Below are 20,666 nucleotides of genomic sequence, written 5' to 3' on the forward strand. Positions count from 1 at the left end.
CCAACTACTTCGCTCTTCTTTAAGATATTTTTCAGTGCTATCCCCTCCTTACCGTTGGTCGAATCAGCATTTTCCGATAATCCGTCGGGGAATGTCCAACAAGCTTTTTAAACACTCTGCTGAAATAATTCGGATCGTTATACCCTACTTCAAACGTGATTTCCTTTAGACTTTTATCCGTTTCCTGCATTAATTGTTTGGCGGTTTCTATGCGATATTCCGTGAGAAAATCAATATAATTCATGCCGAAATGCTCTTTAAATAGTTTGCTGACATAAAAAGGATTCCGATCCACTGTGGCAGCAATCCGTTCCAATGACAAATCTTCATGTGCGTGCTGCTGTATGTATAGCTTCATCGTTTGGAGTAAATCCGTTTCGACTATTTCTCCAACCTGAACTAAGTTATGAATTAACATGCGGGATTCAGCCTTTAGTTGCATGTAGCTAGTTGTTGAATAGGGAAAGTAAGGTGTACGGACCTCCATACCCATTTCTTGCATCATCCGGGACACAATAATCAGCACTTCAAAAATTCGTTGCTGTGACATCCCAACCCCTTGACCAACACCTTCAAACACATCAATCATTTTGGCAATCTGATCCCCGGCCAACTCTAGATTCCCCCGTCTAATCTCTTCAAGCACATTTTTCTCCATCTCAAGGGTACGGCCACCAATAGCTTGGATGTCTTCATGCGTCAGATTTTCATATAAACAGTAACGAGCAGGCAATGTTGTATCCATGGAAGCCAGCAACGCTTCATGATAGGATTTGCGCATGTCCCGCACATCGCTGCACAAGCCACCGATACCGATAAAAAGACTACAGTTACTCCTCAAATCCAATGATTGGAGCCATTTCTTCGCGACGCCAATGGCCTGTGCGCGATATGAGAATTCGCCCTCCATATATACAATCATGGGGACTTGATTGCCTGACATTTTACCGAGCCAGATTGGATTCGATAGTTCTGGGATCAATTCGCTCATTTGCGAATAAACCTCTTCCAAATCACGCAGCTGCTCAGTCTCTGCCGATTCATGTAAGAATTGTAACGTCATCACGAAACCGTCCCGTTCCGTTGGCAGTCCTATGAGGTCTATCATCTCGTTAATAGAAGCAGATTGCACGTAGTCAAATAACAACTGCTCCACGATATCAGCCTCCACTAGAGGCCTCATCTTTTGCAACCTATCCTGCTCCAGGGTTCGATTCTCTAGTTCACGTTGTATAAGCTTAATCTCACCCGCTACTCGACCAATTGTTTCGAGCACAACGGAGATTCGGCTTGGTTTCAGCATATAGTCATACACATTCAGTTTGATCGCCTGTTGGGCAAATTCAAACGTATCAAATGCGGTGACTACGATGAACTTAATCGCTTTGTTAGACTCCTTAATCTTCTCTATAGCTTGGAGTCCATTAATGCCTGGCATTTTAATATCCATGGTAATCAAGTCCGGTTGTAAGCGAGCTGCTGCTTCAATGGCTTCCCTGCCATTCGACGCTTGGCCTACGACCTCGACGTCCGGAGAGCCCTCTTCAATAATTCTTTGTAACGCAATCCGCTCAATTGGTTCATCATCTACAATCAACAAACGAATCATACCCTTTGCCCCCTCGGCAGCTTCAGTGTAATACAAGTGCCAGCTCCTAGATGGGATTCTATCTCTATAATCTCTTCAACCCCATAAAACAGCTGTAAGCGATGAATCACATTCCATATGCCTATTCCTGTCGAATGTCCTTTATAAACCGAATTTTCAGATTGAAGTAATAGCCTATTCAACTGATCTTCATCCATACCTTGTCCTGTGTCCTGCACCTGTACAATCACGTGATTTTCTTCATTCTTCACTCGAATGGTCAAGGTTCCGCCCTCTTCAGCTGGTTCAATCGCATAAATAAAAGCATTCTCTGCAAGCGGTTGCAAAATGAGGATAGGTATCTCAATCCCCAGTGCACCCTCATCAATTTCTCTCACAACATGCAAACGATCACCAAAGCGAGCTTTTTGAATCGTTAAATACTCCTCAAGCACCTCGAGCTCATCCTTTAATGACACTCGGCTATCCAGCTTACGGAGATTATATCTAAGCATACCGGCAACTGAGCTAATTAATTCGCTTGTTTTTCCCGCGCCTGCCAAATAAGCTTCCTTAGACAGCATATTTAACGTATTAAATAGAAAATGGGGATTAATCTGACTTTGCAAGCTCTTCAATTCACTTTCTTTCAACATGAGCTTATGACGATGAAGATCATATTCCAATTGTGCTTTACTCTGGATATCGTCGATAAAATGACCAATCTTCAAGCGCATACTGTCCAGCGTTTTAGCCAAAAAGGCCATTTCATCGTTATTGCCCAAATCAATCGGATTTTTGAAATTCCCTCGAGACAATTCACGCGCAGACAGCGTTAGTTTTAATAAAGGCTGCGTGACACTATTGACAAATCGATAGGAAAACAGCATGAGCAGCAAGGAAACCAGCGCCAGCGTCCATAGACCCATTTTCTTAATATTTTCACTACGCTTAATAATTTTTCTGTAAAAAGCATCATACGTATTCTGCTCGCCGCTAATTAGAGTTAATGTCGTCTCCGAAATATATTTGGAAATATTGGATGCCTCGTCAAATTGTTTAGCCGCATTTTCTTCATCATTATCCTTTTGAAAACGAACAGCTAAATCCATCGCTTCTGATTGACTTTCCAGCATATTCTGCAAATTGTCGAGCAACATCGTGTTGCTCATATTTCGCAACCAATTCATTTCAGACTTGGTCCGCAGCAGGCTGATATTATCGGAAATATATTGATTCAAGCTATCTAACGTGGGTGACATACGGTATTTGTTCAAGCTCGTTAAGGATTGCTGACTTAATTGCGATGCTTGGTTCATTTGCATATACCGCTGCAGGATCTCATTATACTTTTCCACTGTTCGCTGATTATAAATGCTCATGGATAGCCAAATAATCGCCATGATGACCCAAATTAGTATCGACAGCATCATCATTTTACTTCGAATGGTTTTCAAGTGCTTCCACCTCTTCTCCCGATGTAGTTACCACGCTGATTGGCGTGAAGTAGCTGTTCTCGAGCGGCAGTTGTCTAGCATCTAACCATCGTTTCATCAAATTTACGCTCAAAATACCCATCTCTTCATAATGCTGCGAAAGGCCAGCTTTCACTTGACCACTTTTGATCAACATCACGGTTTGCGGGGAATCATCAAATAGGAATATCGGATATTCTTTGGTCCGAGAACGCGAACGCGCCGCTTGAACGATGCTCTCGCCTGCGTCCGTCGACAGACCAATAAAGGCACTCACATTCGGATGATCATTCAAAATATCGTTCGTTTGCATTTTGGGCTGCGCTATTTCGGGATCGTTGGTAGCGACAACAAGCTTAATTTCGTCGTATTTCTTAAATACTTCGCTAAGACCTTTCAGCCGTAGATCATCGGTTGAGGGAGACGTTAAATTCTTAATAACACCGACTACCCCTTTGCCATTCAGCTGAGTCGCAATATACTCACCCATAATAATCCCTTCTTGATAATGGTCGGAACCAATATAAGACTTGCGCAAGCTGCTCGGCGCATCCGAACTAATCGTGATGATCGGTATCCCTTTCTCTGTTGCCTTCTTCACCATGAGATCGAAATCAGGATGATCCACACCTTCCACAATTATCCCACTCGCTTTGGAAGCGATTGCAATATCGATCTGCTTGATCAAGCCTTCCAAATTCGAACGGTATACACCCCAGGAATCAATTTTGATATGATGCTCTTCCGCAGCCTCACGTGCCCCTTTTTGAATTTCATTCATCATGTAGCTACCCTGCTCTTGTGAAATGATCACGATGCGTTCAGCATGTTCATGAACCATAGGTTCTGCCGCACTAGACATACCCAAATCGCTTTGATAAATCTTGAGCATATAGTATAAAGAAAATGACAGCGTAACAAAAATGCTGGCAATGATTGCGATTAAAATCAATTTTTTCATACATCCACCCACAGACTCTTTCAATTTCCAGTAATTCTATCATGATTTCAGGGATTCGAATAGAATCAAAATAAAATCCAGCAACTTGATTTACAGGATTTAGTTGCAGATCATCAAACAATACCGTACCAGCAAGTCGCCCCCATATCAGTATTTCTTTGTGATGGATCACTACGACTAGCACCTTATCCTCCTTGAACTTTTGCTTTACAGTTTCTCTTAAACCAGCTGTTTTAAGGTCGTAGCTTTGCAACCATTTCACAGCTTCACGTGCCTTACCAACAAAATCCCCTATCTGTATCAGATGTTGGCGCCATCCCCATATGTTTCTTGAAATTATTGCTGAAATAGATCTCGTTTTTATAACCAACTTGGAAAGCAATGTCCCGAATAGAGGCATTAGGTAGTTCACGCATAAGCTCTTTCGATTTACTTAAACGTAATTCCGTTACGTATTCGATGACACCTTTACCGAATTTCCCCTTAAATAACCGCATAAAATGGAACCGACTTAGACCCGCTCTTGCCGCCAGTCCACCAATCGTAATTTCTTCCGTATAGTCTCGTGCGAGCATGAACTTCGCGTAATCCAAAGCGATCGCAGTTTTGTGCTCTTCGTTTTGCAAGACAAGACTAAGTAATTCATAGAATCCCGCCTCTGCCCGAAAACGATCCGCTATCGTGCCATTCACCCAATGTGACGTAATTATCTTAACTAGGGGAATTACGGCAGAAACTGCAAGATGTATGGCCTCACCTTCACCAGGGAATGTGTTCACTGGCTGGATATTGACTACATCAGCCTCCATTTGATTAATGGCTGCAGCTTGAAACCTTAGGATGTAGACCCCATGCTCCTCACCTTTGGGTAAACCTACTTCAATGGAGTTGACCTGGCCTACAAATGAATACAGTGCCTGAACGCAGCGGGTAAAACTGACCATTAATAATAAGACGGCCATCCGTCGTGTCTGAAACGACTAACATCAACGAGTCCGATTTAATATAATCTCGTTCAACAGGCCATTGCAGATCCTTCACCAATATCCGTTCTATAGCTGTAAGTTTATACCATGTTGAACGAAATGGGTTTACGTCTTCCAAGTCTGGCTGAATGATATCATTTTTCATTGTTTACTTCTCGCTCCTATATCTGAATGAAACACGTAAAGGACGAGGGATTCCCTCGTCCTCACTCGACCTATTTCACTAGATTACGAAGTACATCATCGATAATTAATTGGTTGGCGATCACGTTTTGGTTGAACCAGTGACCTGAATCCACCTCATACACATGACCTTGCTTAACCGCGGGCAATTGCTGCCATAACGGATTATCCACAGGCGGTTTCGCACGGCCTTTACCTGAGAGAACGAAAATGTAATCAACATCATCGAGCTGAGCCAGCGTTTCCAAGGAATATGTATCATAATCACCTTTTAACAATTTAGGCTGCTTGAAGCCAAAACCTTGATACAAAAGCTTTCCGCTATAAAAGTTCGCGCCGAACAATTTAAATCCTTTTTCATTAGCTGAGTGGAATAGAACGGCTGATTTATCTCCAACAACTGTACGAATCTTCTCTTTGGAGGCAGCTACTTTCTCATCATATTTCTTAATCGCTTGCTCAGCTTCCGTTGTTTTACCTAGCACTTCGCCTAATTTGGCAACATTTCCACGCCAGTCATTCTCATCATTGGATAGTACGAAAGTTGGGGCAATTTTGGAGAAATCCTCATACGTCCCATTTTTCATATAGGTTGGTGCTGCAAGAATAATGAGATCTGGATTATGACTTAATGTTTGCTCGGGTTTGAGTCCGCCTGTCATGTCCAAGACAGGTACCCCGTTCAACACATTTTGCAAATACTGCTGAGGCTCTCCGGCTGCGGACCATTGGGCGACAGGCTTAATGCCGATTGCAGTTAATCCATCTTCTAGGAAAGGTGCAATCACTCGCTTAACCTCGCCAGGAATTTTCACTTCATGTCCCATAGCATCTTTCAGGATACTCTCCTGCGGTGCTTTTGCTGTTGGTATCACCGTAGCCTGGGCCGTGCTTGCAGGCGACACTGCGTTTTTCGTTTCGGTACCGGCACCACAGCTGGCTAGAAATAACGAAGACACGAGTAATACTGCTGTGTAACTAACTAACTTTCTTGCTTGAATCATACGATATCCCACTAGATGATACTGATAATAATTATCGATATAAAGGAGTATATAGGACAATTCCATATTTGTGAATACGTAAAAATGCTGACTTTTCTTGCAACAGCCGCACGATTGTATAGTTTCGTATCCCGAAATGAGAAAACCTCTGTCGAGTAATAGCTGATCAATTAGTCATCCGAAGCACAATCCGACCGCGCCCATGCCCTTTTTGACTCTTCTCGTGTGCTTGACGTACATCTTCCATGGCGAAGCTTTGCTCTATGTTGATTGTAAGCTTTCCTTCTTCGATAAGATCAGCAATGGCTATTAAATCCTCCTGCGTGGCGACGCCAGGTCGTATCAATGTGATGTCGTGCTGCTTGGCTTTCTCCAGCGGCGGTTGGCCAGCGATCGAAGCCAATCGTCCATCTTTCTTCATAACAGACCATGTACGCGCCAAAGTCTCACCGCCGACAGTATCAAGGACGAAATCAACATCCTTGACGATCTCTTCGAATCGTTCTGACGTATAATCAATCACCACGTCAGCCCCTAATGATGCCACATAGGCCAAATTCGCCGGCCCTGCGGTGCCTATTACCTCTGCACCGAGCCCTTTCGCGAATTGAACCGCGAACAAGCCCACGCCTCCCGCCGCGCCGTGGATCAGAACGCGCTCGTTCGGTTTCACTTTGCCTTCCGAGACAATCGCACGCCACGCCGTGGTGGCTCCTCCAGATAACGATGCCGCTTCTTCATAACTGATCGAAGCTGGTTTAAGCGCAATCGCATCCTCAGGCGCAGTCGTATACTCCGCGTAGGTTCCCTTCGTGCTGCGCCCAAAAACAGACTGTCCAATCTGCCAATTGGACACCCCTTCACCAATGGCTTCCACAACGCCTGAGAACGCAGTCCCTGGGATATGAGGGAATTGTACATGCATCAGAAACAGCCCTCTGCGTATTTTCCAATCGACAGGAAGAACCCCAGCCGCATATACGCGAACAAGCACTTCGCCCGCTTGAGGTTGCGGAACGGGGATCTGCTCCACTTGCAGAACCTCGGCTTCTCCAAACGCATGGTAACGCACAGCAGTCATCAAATTAAGGTACTTGTTTTCGTTACTGTTTCCGTCCCTTTTAACGTCCTTGTTTTCCTTCATCCTGGTTCTCTCCTCTTTTCACTTCATCTATGCTATATTTAATGTGTATACTCAGTAATTCGATTTATACTGAGTATACTCAGTACTTTCGTGACTGTCAAGGAGGACTATGAAACCAACTCAAGCCAACCAGCCCGATCCATCAATAATATCAATAGATTCCAGCCTTGTTGCTACTCCCCCAACGGCTGGAGACGTCCTACAACTTCTCATACGAACGACCCATCGTCTGCACACGCAATTTGAGGAGCACTTGTCTTTACTAGGTATCCCTGCATATTTAACTGGACCGCGCGTACGGGTACTCATTGCGATTGAAGAATCAGGAAGCATTCGCATGTCAGATCTCGCTTCGAAACTAGGCATCAAAGCACGTACCGTCACGCAATTCATTGATGCGCTTGAGCAAGAGAGCCTCATCATTCGTACAACGGACCCAGATGACCGCCGAGCAACCTTCCTTCAGTTGACGGAAGAAGCCCCCCACTTGATTGCCAAAGCTCGCGCTGCTATGAACCAGGCTTCTGAACAGATCCTTCAGTCACTATCCCCAGAAGGGCGAAGTCAACTTCAGGGACTATTGCTGCGTTTATAGGAGGGTTGGATTTTCCACTCGACCAATGGTAGAATATAGGGGATTGTCCCAATATCACAATTAGAGGAGAATGGTCATGTCAATTAATGCTTATTTAAATTTCCAAGGAAACACTCGCGAAGTTGTGAACTTCTATGCAGAAGTATTTAACCTGCCATCTCCAAAAATCATAACATTTGGCGATATGCCAGAACACCCTGATTATAAGCTTCCAGAAGAAGCTAAGAATTGCGTTATGCACACGCGTCTGGACATTAACGGAAGCGTGCTTATGTTCTCTGACGTGTTCCCAGGTATGCCATTCATTCAAGGTAACAATATCAGTCTTTCTTTCGTTAGCGCAAACAGCGAAGAAATCCAAAATGTTTTCCATAAGCTAAAAGAGGGCGGCAAAATCGGCATGGAGCTTCAAGCTACAGACTGGAGCAAATTGTATGGTCAAGTTGAGGACAAATTTGGCATTCTCTGGCAGTTTAATCTCGATAGTGGTGAGGGTTTCTAATCAATAGGAACTGAATACTTGTTAAGTATAGCTGCTGGTTCCTTCCAGCGGCTTTTTGCTACGCGAAACTATGAAAATGATTACATTGTACTTGAATTCTTGTTATGATTAGATTAGCTTTTTGATTAGAAATAGCATTCAGTATACTATGTATCAATTTCAATTTCGTTTCGGAAAGGAAATGAACATGCGTTGGCCTCTCTTTTTTACAATAGTATCTAGCATCTTCCTGTTAGGGGCTGATTCCCCCTCAGAAACCGATGATCAACATATAGAAGTGCTGCAATTCCATGCGCAGCTTACTTCCAACACAGAGCCTATTCGCGCTATCCTTCAGGGCGCTGACCAATTCGAGGTCGCTTGGAGATTGCAAGACGCTTCCCCTCAAAACCTCTCTATTGCAAGTGACAGTACCGCCTATTATCAATCCAACAATCAGTGGAAATCTGTCCTTCCTAGTGGTGAACGGTTGCCCGTTCTGCAAAGTGCCAAGCTCCCCGAACCCGCAAATACGCCTATGAAGCCAAATTTCAAAGTAACCGCACGCAGCCTGAGCCTGCTCGATGATCAACATACAGGTTGGACCTACTCACTTCCTGAATCCAATCAAATTCGTCCAAATTCACTTCAATATGATGCTGTTGAGCATATCTATTTTCAGGATAACAGTGGAAGCTGGTATTCCCTTGACCTTAACGGGAAAGAGCGCTACAGGCTTATTCTGAAAGCTCAGGACAACCAGTTTGTATGCAAAGCCGCACCTTCTGGCGACGCTTTCTGCACTTCTCCACAGCTTGGCATCTTGGCCATTCGAGCAAAAACAAACGCCCCTCGCCTCATCATTGATGGCAAAGAGCGCTTTTTCACACAACATCCTGTAATTATGAATGACCGCACCTTCGTTCCGCTTCGTTCCATCTTTGAAGCCTTGCAAACGAAAGTCGACTGGAATGAGGAAACTCAAACGGTAACAGCGACCAAAGGAAGCCGGAAGATTCAGCTGACCCTGGATAGCGAAATTGCTCATATTAACGGTAAGAAGGTTAAGCTTGACGCACCTCCTATTCTTTTTCAAGAAAGTATGTACGTACCTCTTCGCTTCGTTGGAGAAGCACTTGGCGCTACCGTCATCTGGGAGAATGCGACTCGAACCATTCAGATCATCAGCAAGTAACGTACTTATGGCAGCGATCTTCTACTTTTATTGGGCATAGTCTCCAGTATAATTAATAAGAGACACATCCTGCACGCCTTCAATTCTGGACAGTTCATTCACAAAAGCCGTGTTATCATCTCTAAGACGCATCTCCAGCGTCAACTCCGTAAAGTTTTTGCGGACCGTTTTCGATTTCACTTGATAGTTCATTTGTCTTAACCTAATGCGCAGCTCACCTATGGAATCGTCCGTATGACGAATAATCAAGAGGTAGGGCTGTTCTCTTATTTTACGTCTGGAAAGGAAGAGAAGTGCTCCCCCAACAGCTAAAGAGCCGAGCAGTGAAACTGGGTAGAGCTTCGCCCCAGTTGCAATACCTACTGAAATCGCCCAGAACATGTAGACGATATCCAACGGATCTTTAACCGCGGTTCGAAACCGCACAATACTAAGCGCTCCAACCATGCCAAGCGATAAGACAATGTTTGTGCTGATCGTCATAATAATAAGTGTTGTAATCATACTCATCAGGACAAAAGTAACATTGTAGTTGTAACTGTAGACGACGCCACGAAATGTTTTACGATAAATATAATAAATGAACATTCCAATTCCGAATGAAACGGCAAGCCCTAACAAAATATCAATGTACGAAATATTGCGGAATGCCTCCAAATGAATGATGCTCTTTTTGACGACATCCTGAAAATTAAGCGAGTCCCCCATGTTGCCCCCCCATTGATTTGTTACGGTCTAAAATGCCGATAACCTAGTTCACGGCAGATGACATACTTGGAAATACTGGAACGGTTATGCGCATCCGGTCTGACAATGAGTCGGATCGCTTCCGGAAGAAAATTGTTGTACTTAATCTCCATAACGGTCCTAGTCGAATCAAGAGCTTCTGTCAGGACCAAATGCGGATCGAACAAATTATCGGAATTGACGCCCGCTGAAAGCATTTTATCAAATGTAATACGGACGTCTCCCAGCTCATACACATAGGCTTCACGAACATAATCAACAATCGCTGCCGGTTGATATCCGCCTTGAAGCGCTCTGTAGAAATCCTTAATAAGTTGATGGTCATAGGCTAGTAGAAAGGATGTTTCTCCCATTAGTATCCGATCATATTCTTCTCTACTTAGCTGGACGGCTTCTTTGCATACATAATCGCCGAATTTGCTCTTTCTCTCCAACTTAATCGTCCGGTCGCTGCCATTATAAATACGAATCCGAAATTTTTGACGACCGAAGATGCCGTTCACTTTATCATATAGCGAATGATTCTGCGGACCATCGAAATATAAGCTGCGAATGCCGTACCCTTCCTTGTCATCCGAATTGCCGTCCAGTTGGAGCATTACAGCAAGTCGCTGTCGCAGCGTAGCATATTCATAAGGATGAATATAATATTTCAGCTCATGGCGCAGTTTTTTTCCGAGAAATTCCAAGTTTACTCCACCTTTATAGCTCGTACTCCGTAGTATGGCTTATCATCCGTCTCATATAAATCAAAAGCAATTTGTTGATGTCCCTTCCCATCTTGAACGATAACTTTCCAGAAATATTCCCCAGACTTTAGGCTTTTTAATTCTACGCTTGTACCCTCCAAATTTTTCCTTTGCTCAACAACTTCCGTAAATGCAGGATCTTTAGCCAAAGTCCATTCATAAGTCAGATCATCCTTTTGCAAATCAAACGATGGTTCCCATTCAAACCGGTATTTTCCGTTCTCATGTATTAATTCGTTCAAATAAAAAGGTTTTGGCTTCTCCATATCTTCATTAAAGCGGTTAAGCGCACGAAGCGGCACTCCCTCAATCCTCTTGATCTCTTCATCCAATTTGTTTATTTGAATTGGCAAAAAGTTAATATCCGGCGCTTTTTTTAGGAAAGGCTCAACAACACCGCGATAAACTTGCAACTGCCTGGCAACCGTATCATTATTGATTGTCGTATAAAGCTCGTCGATCTTATCTTTCAGCAATTGGACGTTTTTTTCGCTTCTGAAGAAACGATTGGGAAGCACACTCCCCCAAAACGTGCTGATTCCGTTCATGTAGGGGTCAACCTTATTCTCAGTAGTTTGATGCCCCCACTCCCATGCACCATCATAGTCCCACGGGAGGAAATACCATTTGTCCGAATTTAACGGCGAGTATAGAAAAAAGTTCTGAGACTGCGTGTCTAGATTGTCCATCAGAATGTTTGAAGCGATAAACGTCAAGTAATTGTCGAGATCGAAATGCTTGTCAACTACCTCGTCTATCGGTATAGCTATGTTGTTCACGTCTTCCAGCATCTTCAAGAGTTTGTCATGATCCTCATACCCTTTAATTTCTAAATGAGTTTCAAACGCAGCTTTATTGTAAGTAGAATCGGATTGCGATTTAAGCTCATTCGGATACCGGAGAAATTCGAAATTGACTGCCTTGTACAACTGTCCGTTCGGATCCAACCAGTGATTTTTCAAAAACCTTTCATTCGGCTGCTCGATCTGAGTATACAGTCCGTAATCTTCAAAAGCTTTTCCTGCCCCATTTCCCTCTGTAACATCTTTCACGTATAAGTGAATAAATTGAGTTCGTAGACTCGTTATATTAGGAATCTTTTCAAAGATATCAAAACTTAGTTTATTTCGGATTCTTGTGGAATCGAAGATGTGTTTGTTCAAATCTAGCGTACGCTGATCATGCCAGAGTCCGGCTTGATCATTCAAACGGATTTTATAGGAACGTTGGGAAGCATAACGACTCGTATTGCCTCGCAAGCTGATATTCCCGTTGCTTTCCGCTGTCCCATAGCCAAACATACCGGACTTCGGACCACTGCCGTCAGGTGCACCTTCCTGGATGATGACTTTCAGATTTCCCTCATCCATTCGACTCCTAATTCGGTTCATCGCATACCAGGTGAGAGAATTTTCTTTACCGCTTTTATCCGGGAGTATCGTTAAGTACATCGTATCAACGGAAGTATCATTGTCTTGCTCGTATATTCGCTTATCTTCCACTAGCTTATTATTGGAAGCCATCGGACCCGTGACGGGCGGTGTTGCCTGTGCTGCCGAAGTTGATTCCTTCGTCTCGTCATTGGAACAGGCGGCTAGGAAGACCGCAGCGATAACCAAAAGCATCGTAACAGCTGTGGATTTGCCCCTGAAACAGCGCCTGAAAGGAACCTTCTTCTGAACCGTAATCGGTTGTGCACAAAATGTGTAGTAATCAATATTTCTTATATACGTAATGAGGCGGGCTAAAGCGCAAATTAGCGTGACGAAGGCTGCCATGAATATGCCTAGTCCATGATATTCTACGTTCATAGACCAATATGTAAATCCTGCATTCAATACGACAAACAAACTGCTAACAGCAAGAACACCTCTTCGATCGTCAAAATACAGCATGATGAGCATAATAATAAAGGACATGATGAACACAAAGTAACCCAGGACGAGAATGTTGAACGTATAGAGTTGTGCATTTGAAAAACCGAGCATGGGCAGCAGCTTAATGCCTAATGCAAGGGAAACGACGGTAAACAACAGCTGCACCTCCATCATAAAGCTGACCTCCTGCATCAAAGTTCGCTGCATCTCCCATTTGGCACGCGTAATCTCTAGCAGTGTTCCTCCGTTCAAAATTTTATCATAGTACCCACGGAATTTGTCATAAAAGGACGTCTCCACAGATACAACAAAAGTGACAAGTGTCGGTACAACTGTTAAATACGCGTAAAAGACCGGTAAATCGTAGAAGGGTGAAATCACATATCGCCCTCCGATATGTTCATTATAAGGTCCGAACCAATAGACGAAGCTGTGTACATACACACCGGAATAAAAAAATGTACCGATGAAGAACAAGGACGGATATTTACGGAAATATGCGAAAAAGTCAAAATAAACTCGACTGTTTTTCCGTGGAAACTTTTGTTCGAAATGATAGGCGGTCAGAAGCACAATTATCATAAAGCCGACATCCATCATTGTAAGAACAGCTGCGGCACTCTTATAAGGTGTATACTTCAGAAGCAGCCAAGAGCCAGCTATGGCAATGACAACACCGTAACAAAAGTTTCGAACGATTCTTTTGTAATCCTTAAGCGCAGATAAGTGAACCGACTGCAGCCAGATAATTATTAATTCTGAGAAGAACAGATAGGCAGCAGCTTTGTAGCCGACTCCAGCTGACACTTTCCGTAAAAATAGCCAAGCAACGAGCGATCCTATCGGTAATGCCGTTGCAATCGCCCCATAGTATGAAGAAAGCAGATGCTCGATTTTTTTTAGATAGATCATATCCGAAATATAGCGGGTCACGATCATGGATAACCCTCCGGTAATTAGTACAGAGAAAATGAAACAATAAACGACAGTCGCAAGAAAAAGCTGGCGTTCCAAGTAAGGGGAGTCCGCCGAGATCATGAACCTCTGCATAAATACAATAGTGCCCATGCACAAAATCATCGGCCCCACCGTCGTCATAGATGAATAGGCATATGCTCTAAAGCTATTTAACAGCCCCTGCCCAGCAAACAGTCTCCTCAGCTCGAATCCTATACCCGCCATGCATTCACCTCCCTATACGAGTCATACAGACTTTGATAACCTTCAATAAACTGCTTCCTTGTATAGTACTTTCCAGCCCGCTCCAGTCCGTTTCTTCCCATATCTTCCCGTAGCTTTTTATTCTTGCAAAGCTTGATGAGGGCTGTGGCCATCTGGTCATAATGCATCACGGGAACGATGATTCCACCCGGGCCTATGTCGTCATCCATACCATGAAGCAGCTCGCGACAACTTCCCACATCCGTAGCGACAAATGGCTTGGCGCTAGCCATTCCTTCCAGAATCGCCAGCGGCATTCCTTCGCTTACACTAGAAAGCACCAATATATCCATTCGGCCTAAATATTCTTTAATTCGCACTTCCCCTGTAAAAATGACGCCTTCCACTTGCAGGGTATCTACGAGCTGCTGACACTCGATCAGGTACTCCTCATCCTCTTCGGATGGTCCCATAATATACAGCTCAGCTTTCGGTACTTCCCGTTTGACAAGTGCAAAGCTTTGAATCATGGTCTTGATATCTTTGATCGGTACGACACGTACGATTGCGCCAATTCGCACAATGGAATCGTCCGGACGATTCGCCGAAACCACTTCTTCGTAGTCTCCAAGATTGACCCCATTGGGTATGATTTTAATTTTATCCGGGCTGCAGCCCAGTTCAATTTCAATCTCACGGTTCCGGTTAAATAAGGTGATCACTTCATTCGCACTTTCATAAGAGCACTCAGACAAACGGTAGAAGTATTCGATCCAAAGGTCTTTAAAATAACCTTTTACCCATCCAGCCTTAATAATTTCCTCTTCGCGCTCACGCGAGTAAATCCCATGCTCCGTCAACACATATGGCTTATTGTAAAGATGCTTAGCCAAAGAGCCAATCACACCCGCATAACCCGTGGAGACACTGTGATATAGATCAGCTTTCGGAATATCATGCCGAATGGATAGAAACAACGGAAGCACCATCGAGCGAACCGTCCAGAACATTTCTGTGAATGGAATCTGCGGATATCGCTCCTTGCACAACGCTACCAACAAATCAAAATAATCTTTACTCATCAAAAAATCAGCAGCTACACGAAACTGCTTCGTTCGAAGCAAATTAAAGAGATCGCTCCATTCCACATGACCTTTTCCGCCAAGCAAGGATTGAAACGAAACTTGCTCACTAGCTGTCAACCGGAACCGATGCCCCCACTCTCCCGATTCACGCATATAGGCGTCAAGAAAAATCTCTTTCACCTCAACAACATTGGGCGGCAGTTTATATTTAAATTGACCTCGCTGCTTCTCGAAGGCGCCGATGGTGAATATGACAAATTCGTGCTCCGGTATATTCGTAATCAAGGAATGAATCCAACTTGAGACTCCTCCAGTTACATAAGGATAGGAACCTTCGGCGATGATACAGATGCGCATATTCTTCATCCACCTAATTCAATTTCAAATTCATTCGTCGTAGCTGTTATCAAGTACGTATTGGTATCAATCTTTTCTACCTTGCAGCCATGAAGCGTACCTACTTTGGTATTTATTCTTGCTACAAAAAACGCATGATCACGGGCAGGTGTAATATTGCCATGCAGCACGTTCCCCTCCATAGTCAACGATACTTGACTCGCAAGTTCTTCTTCCATATCGAAGGCAGCCTCCGCTGAAGTCATTGCCCTTAACCATGGATAGGTTTGATGGATGCGATTGAGCATCTCGGAAAAGTTTTTATACATTTTGTCCCAAGTTAAGCTTTCGCCGCGTTCCTTTGAAACGACATCATCCGGATGGATGAAATGAGAGAAGATTCCGTGCATGGTTATGGCATTTGCTGTTAACCACCTTTGAAAGTCCTTTTCGGAATAACCAGATGTCACACGGGGCATTTCCAATATACCGTCTTCTGCAATGCTATACTCTTGCACATAAGCAAGATTGCTTCCGTCTTCTGGATATAAAGAAGCAATGACCGCTAGGGTTGGCCAGTTCTTCTTGAGGGCTTCTCTTCCTTCAGGACTAAGCACATTCGAAGGAGGGACATAGGAAACCATCGAATAACTTGGAAAAGCTTTGTGCGCGAATTCCACAGCTTCCTTGGTAGCCTCCGCCATATCATCGCTACTGGTCCAAGGCGTATAATCGAACGATTCAGCGACTTCTTTACTCGTCGTTAATGCTTGATGATTGTACCCATGCAGTCCAATTTCACCACCGCTCTTCAGAACCTCTCGTCCATACGAGATAAGCCCTTTAATATCAGTATCCGTCGGGGATTGGAAAGGAGGTTGGACTTTTCCTTGATAGGATTCAATGAGAACTGCCGAATATTTAACATTATTTTTCTTCGCAAGCGACAGCATGTCCGGCCACCAAATATCTTTATAGAATGCGGGCGTCGTTTTGCGGTATTCATTATAAATCACTGGAAATATTTCTGTCGATATTGGCGCGGGAAAATCATCGATATATACGATCTTAGAGTTGAAGATCGGGTATACAAACACAGGCTCCAGCATGCTAAGTGCTCCTGCAATGAGTCCGCGGTTTAATTTTTCCTGTAGCATCGTCCCATTAAACACCATAAACTTGCCTTGGCCGTATGGATAATCCCATAGCAGAGGAACTCCCTCCACCGATTTCGCTAGTATCCTGCTCTTCTTATCTAATTCAACCGACATCATCGAATTGACGATGAACGGATCGTTAATGATTAAATTTTCCTCACCAATCAATACATTAGAGGTTAGATGAACACCGATCGAATTCAAGTTCTCGCTTGCGTTCACAATCCCCATCTTACGATAAATCCGATAAAAGGCATCCCCCTTCTCAGGGGTCGTCTCCTGAAATACATATCCGCCTTGTTTCACATACTCGGCGAGTTCATCAAGATTGCCGATCAATGCCATGTTGGACAACGTAGACACGACAACTTGGCACCCGTTTGTTTGAAAGACTTCGCTTTGCACATCAGAAGTCTTCACAGGCTTTTTTAGATACCCCAACACAGACTCCGTTTGTGTCTTTTGCTTCATACTGAAATCGTCTGTGCTGTCAAAAATAACACAGTAGGGTTTGCCAGACGTCTGTTCCTGAGCGTTTGCCTGCTTCAACCCTTTCAAGAGCCGATTCTCTGTACCATTGCGGTTAAATTGTAATATGAATTGCGAATTCGTGACTTGGACGGCGATAGCCAGCAACAAAATACCGATTAAAATAATGTAGACGTTACGTTTGAGTCCGACTTTTTTCATCCATGTTCTCCTCTGACCAAAACCTCACTACAGTTAATGCCTGATTCGATAATCGAATGGGAGATTGTCTTAGTTGCAACAGCGTCAACTTTAATTTTTCGATCGATCGCATCGTATAATATACATTTATGAGACTGAGATAAGCATCCTCTCGCAGTGGATATTGCTTTAGATACTGTAATCCGGTTTCTTCCGCTTCTGTATACTCCCCCAAATCAAGATCCGTTCGAATCTTATCGACATAGGCTTCTCCTGCTTCTGGGACTTGTTCAATTAACAATTTCAACACGTTCGTGTAGGTGTAGCTATACTTTATTCGGGTCCGTTCATCTAGAAAACCACTGCGCATATAGGACTTTAATATTTCAGAGTAAGCAAGCAGAACATGAGCGTCCCTCTTATTCTCCTCGAACTTAACAGCCAGCTCTTGCATATTTATCACGATTTTCCGCTTCAATTCCATAATCGCGCTGACTGCATAATGCGACGTTTCCGTATCCTCGTTGCTGACGGCCATTTGAAGTACTTCCAAATAGTCCAACGAGTCCTGCTTCAGCAAATCAATCATAACCCGGCGTCTCGTGGATAAATCATTGACAAGCAGTGCTTCCTCCAACGGGACTACATCCATTTCCTTTTCCGTTTCCAAGTTTGTCACAATATTCGGAAGCGTGGCGTTTTCTACAAGAATATCGTCAAACAATTCGTTCCTTGCTCGCTCATAACGGGCATCGTTCCGTTCATGCCATCGCTTGGAGCGAAAGGAAGGCAGCAGAAATCCGACGACAGGAAATCCAACAGCTAGTACGATACGAACCCAGGCTTCCTTCTTGTCATGCCGATGTCGGAAGCTGATACACACCATGCACAATGCTATGTAAATAAGCAGTACCCACTCAAGCATAGCTAAACTCCTCTTCTACCATGCGCATAAAAATGCCATTTTGCTCAAAACGGTTTAAGACGAAGGATGCTTCCTCCTGACTGGAGTTAGAGAGAAGCACGACAAGCTTGCCGTCCATGCTCATTCCTAGATAATCCGTTTCCCGCAAAAATTTCGCAACCTTTTGAGGCATTTCATCGGAAAATTCAAAGGTTTCAATTGGGGTTAGCAGCATGTACTCGACGCCATGCTTATCATTAGCCATTTGTTTGCTTGCTAATATATCGGCAAAAATCTCCGGCTTCAAAACAGACGTACCATCCATATACCTATGAATTGCCGTCGCTTCCACATAGGAAAGTGCTCTTGAAAGGGATGAAGAAATTAAATCCACCATAATCTTGAAAAGATTTTGATGATATAGTGTGAAATTCTCGAACTTCATCGTATAAACAGAAATGACAGCAACGACTTTACCTTGGTTAAAGATTGGCGCAGCAAGGAGCGGAATGCCTCCCTGCAAACCTTTGTTAATAAAAAGCTTCTTATCATTCAGAAGGGTTTGGATATAGGGAAAATCCTCCACCTTCATCGATTTTACCGCTTCGAAATGCGTACTGTTGGACTTTGCCAATAAACGAAGGTAACTACCATATTTATTTACCGTATAGATCGTAACCGCCTGCGATTTCATAACGGATTCCACGACACTAACCGTCGAAGTAAAGATTTTCTCTGGCTCCAAACTTTCCAGTTCCTTAATAACGGAATAAATTTTGCCGAAACTATCACCGTTATTCATAATTTGCTGTTGAAGCTCCTCTTTGACCTGGCGAGTCTCCTTAAATACTTCCGTTAAAAACTCGTGTTTCTCTGACAGCGTTTCAAGTTCTTGTCTCTTCGATTCAAGTGTAGTGTTCTTACGCTCTACGGCATATCCGACGACTAACCCAATAAATAAATAGACCGCGATATGAAAGAAGAAATCCGGATCGTAAAAAAGGGAAAGTAATTCTCGACTGTTGCTGAGTTGATTGTAAATATAGAGCGCGCTTGACATCATGACAGCAAGCATGGACTGCCTATTGCCATAGAGAATACCGAGTAAAATAATATAAATGATTTTGATATCGATCAAGCCTGATATATTGTCGCTGAACTGCAGGCTGATCCATGCTGTAACTCCAAAGGCTAGTGTATTCTCGGCAAACGGCAGCATTGTACGTATGATTGGAATTAGTCTTGATGGTTTACGTCGTTTCGATTCTTTAACCCTAGTCTGCTCTCGGGATAATTGTTTCTGATTGAACCAATCGTACGTCTTAGCAAGCCCCTGCTGAAACGTATTTTTGTGTACCCAGTCCAAATCGTTCGAGATACGTCTGTTATCCAAACTGGAACGGTAGATATCACTTTGACGCTGTTCTGCATGTACAAGGGACACCGATCCATGCATGCCTCGCAAAATGCTAACAAACTCGTTCACTGAATTTTCCGTATTTGTGGACAAATTATAGACGCCACTCAGTGTGGAATATGACGAACGATAAATCGCGTCTGCTACATCTTCTACGTAGATGAAGTCTCTGCTTTGCCCGCCATCTCCATAAACGACGAGTTCCTTTCCGTTCATCACTCTTTCCATAAATATGGAAATTACGCCACCTTCACCGACACTGCCCTGACGTGGACCGTATACGTTAGAAAAACGGAAACAAAGTGTATCCAGTCCGTACAATTCCTTCCACTTGTTGCAATAGGTTTCACCGATCCATTTATTAATCCCGTAGGGAGAAATCGGATCACAAAACGCGGATTCAGATAGAGGGATTGCATCATTGTTTCCATATACTGCAGCAGAAGATGCAAAAATAAATTTATGTACATTGTATTTCTGAGCCAAGGTTAGCATATTGGACAGTCCGAGAACATTGGACCTCGAATCAAGTGTCGGGTCTTCAACCGATGTCTTCACATTCACTTGAGCCGCGAGATGAACGACAGTATCGAACCGGTTGCTGCGAAAGATCTCTTCACATTTCCGATCCTCTACGGATAACACATACCCCTTATGAGTAAAGTCTACATTTTGTTTATTGCCGGTAGACAAATTATCTATGATGAAAACGTCATAACCTTCTTTAAAGAATCTTTCCGCGACAAAAGACCCAATAAATCCATATCCTCCTGTAATTAACACTTTCATACCGAGTTCCTCCAGGACAGAATAGTTAAGCTTTCTATTTCATACAATTCCGTATAAAATAAATAACTAATATAGTACTTATAGCATATTTTTCCGCTGTTTCATAGTGAAAAAATACAAAATTTTAGCAATTTATAGTTCTTTTGAACTATAAATATTCCTA

18 protein-coding genes are annotated in these 20,666 nt (G+C 43.4%); 3 read left to right on the forward strand and 15 right to left on the reverse strand.

The window, feature by feature from the left end:
• Nucleotides 1-37 precede the first annotated feature (37 nt).
• The 8 genes from AC58PQ_RS01155 to AC58PQ_RS01190 form a co-directional block, all read right to left on the reverse strand.
• Nucleotides 38-1,609: a response regulator gene (locus AC58PQ_RS01155; protein WP_497240165.1), complete on the reverse strand. Its 1,572-nt coding sequence runs from the start codon at nt 1,607-1,609 to the stop codon at nt 38-40.
• A complete protein-coding gene (locus tag AC58PQ_RS01160; RefSeq protein WP_497240166.1) occupies nt 1,606-3,045 on the reverse strand; it encodes a sensor histidine kinase in 1,440 nt (479 codons plus the stop codon). Before AC58PQ_RS01160 ends, AC58PQ_RS01155 begins: the two co-directional genes overlap by 4 nt.
• Nucleotides 3,026-4,024, reverse strand: coding sequence for a sugar ABC transporter substrate-binding protein (locus AC58PQ_RS01165; protein WP_497240167.1), 999 nt, complete (start codon nt 4,022-4,024; stop codon nt 3,026-3,028). The genes AC58PQ_RS01160 and AC58PQ_RS01165 overlap by 20 nt, the downstream gene beginning before the upstream one ends.
• Entirely contained in the window at nt 3,918-4,286 is a 369-nt protein-coding gene (locus AC58PQ_RS01170) for a hypothetical protein (RefSeq protein ID WP_497240168.1), read from the reverse strand. The genes AC58PQ_RS01165 and AC58PQ_RS01170 overlap by 107 nt, the downstream gene beginning before the upstream one ends.
• Before the next feature lie 13 nt (nt 4,287-4,299).
• Nucleotides 4,300-4,968 (reverse strand): helix-turn-helix domain-containing protein, encoded by a 669-nt coding sequence (locus AC58PQ_RS01175; protein WP_497240169.1) that lies wholly within the window; start codon nt 4,966-4,968, stop codon nt 4,300-4,302.
• Nucleotides 4,904-5,155, reverse strand: coding sequence for a hypothetical protein (locus AC58PQ_RS01180; protein ID WP_497240170.1), 252 nt, complete (start codon nt 5,153-5,155; stop codon nt 4,904-4,906). The genes AC58PQ_RS01175 and AC58PQ_RS01180 overlap by 65 nt, the downstream gene beginning before the upstream one ends.
• Nucleotides 5,156-5,225: 70 nt before the next feature.
• Nucleotides 5,226-6,197, reverse strand: coding sequence for an ABC transporter substrate-binding protein (locus AC58PQ_RS01185; protein WP_497240171.1), 972 nt, complete (start codon nt 6,195-6,197; stop codon nt 5,226-5,228).
• A 166-nt stretch (nt 6,198-6,363) separates the two neighbouring features.
• Nucleotides 6,364-7,341: an NADP-dependent oxidoreductase gene (locus tag AC58PQ_RS01190; protein WP_497240172.1), complete on the reverse strand. Its 978-nt coding sequence runs from the start codon at nt 7,339-7,341 to the stop codon at nt 6,364-6,366.
• A gap of 109 nt (nt 7,342-7,450) precedes the next feature.
• Here AC58PQ_RS01190 and AC58PQ_RS01195 point away from each other — a divergent pair, with 109 nt between their 5' ends.
• The 3 genes from AC58PQ_RS01195 (at nt 7,451) to AC58PQ_RS01205 (ending at nt 9,612) form a co-directional block, all read left to right on the forward strand.
• On the forward strand, nt 7,451-7,936 hold the full coding sequence (locus AC58PQ_RS01195) for a MarR family winged helix-turn-helix transcriptional regulator (RefSeq protein WP_497240173.1): 486 nt from the start codon (nt 7,451-7,453) through the stop codon (nt 7,934-7,936).
• 76 nt (nt 7,937-8,012) lie between these two features.
• Nucleotides 8,013-8,438 carry a VOC family protein gene (locus tag AC58PQ_RS01200; protein WP_497240174.1) on the forward strand — a complete coding sequence of 142 codons (426 nt, stop codon included), beginning with the start codon at nt 8,013-8,015 and terminating at the stop codon, nt 8,436-8,438.
• 187 nt (nt 8,439-8,625) lie between these two features.
• A complete protein-coding gene (locus AC58PQ_RS01205) occupies nt 8,626-9,612 on the forward strand; it encodes a copper amine oxidase N-terminal domain-containing protein (protein ID WP_497240175.1) in 987 nt (328 codons plus the stop codon).
• Nucleotides 9,613-9,639: 27 nt separating this feature from the next.
• On the opposite strand, the gene AC58PQ_RS01210 is transcribed toward AC58PQ_RS01205, so the two are convergent.
• The 7 genes from AC58PQ_RS01210 to AC58PQ_RS01240 are packed head-to-tail and all read right to left on the reverse strand — an operon-like array spanning nt 9,640 to nt 20,503.
• The gene (locus AC58PQ_RS01210) at nt 9,640-10,320 is read right to left on the reverse strand and encodes a DUF4956 domain-containing protein (RefSeq protein WP_497240176.1); all 681 of its coding nucleotides are present in this window, start codon (nt 10,318-10,320) and stop codon (nt 9,640-9,642) included.
• A gap of 20 nt (nt 10,321-10,340) precedes the next feature.
• On the reverse strand, nt 10,341-11,048 hold the full coding sequence (locus tag AC58PQ_RS01215) for a polyphosphate polymerase domain-containing protein (RefSeq protein WP_497240177.1): 708 nt from the start codon (nt 11,046-11,048) through the stop codon (nt 10,341-10,343).
• A 2-nt stretch (nt 11,049-11,050) separates the two neighbouring features.
• Nucleotides 11,051-14,167 carry an exopolysaccharide Pel transporter PelG gene (gene pelG, locus AC58PQ_RS01220; protein WP_497240178.1) on the reverse strand — a complete coding sequence of 1,039 codons (3,117 nt, stop codon included), beginning with the start codon at nt 14,165-14,167 and terminating at the stop codon, nt 11,051-11,053.
• Complete coding sequence (gene pelF / locus AC58PQ_RS01225; RefSeq protein WP_497240179.1) at nt 14,155-15,588, reverse strand: GT4 family glycosyltransferase PelF; 1,434 nt, start codon at nt 15,586-15,588, stop codon at nt 14,155-14,157. The genes pelG and pelF overlap by 13 nt, the downstream gene beginning before the upstream one ends.
• Nucleotides 15,589-15,593: 5 nt before the next feature.
• On the reverse strand, nt 15,594-17,414 hold the full coding sequence (locus tag AC58PQ_RS01230) for a DUF2194 domain-containing protein (protein WP_497240180.1): 1,821 nt from the start codon (nt 17,412-17,414) through the stop codon (nt 15,594-15,596).
• Entirely contained in the window at nt 17,389-18,318 is a 930-nt protein-coding gene (locus AC58PQ_RS01235; protein ID WP_497240181.1) for a hypothetical protein, read from the reverse strand. Before AC58PQ_RS01235 ends, AC58PQ_RS01230 begins: the two co-directional genes overlap by 26 nt.
• A complete protein-coding gene (locus tag AC58PQ_RS01240; RefSeq protein WP_497240182.1) occupies nt 18,311-20,503 on the reverse strand; it encodes an NAD-dependent epimerase/dehydratase family protein in 2,193 nt (730 codons plus the stop codon). The genes AC58PQ_RS01235 and AC58PQ_RS01240 overlap by 8 nt, the downstream gene beginning before the upstream one ends.
• Nucleotides 20,504-20,666 lie beyond the last annotated feature (163 nt).

Source organism: Paenibacillus sp. J22P143 (assembly GCF_059692035.1).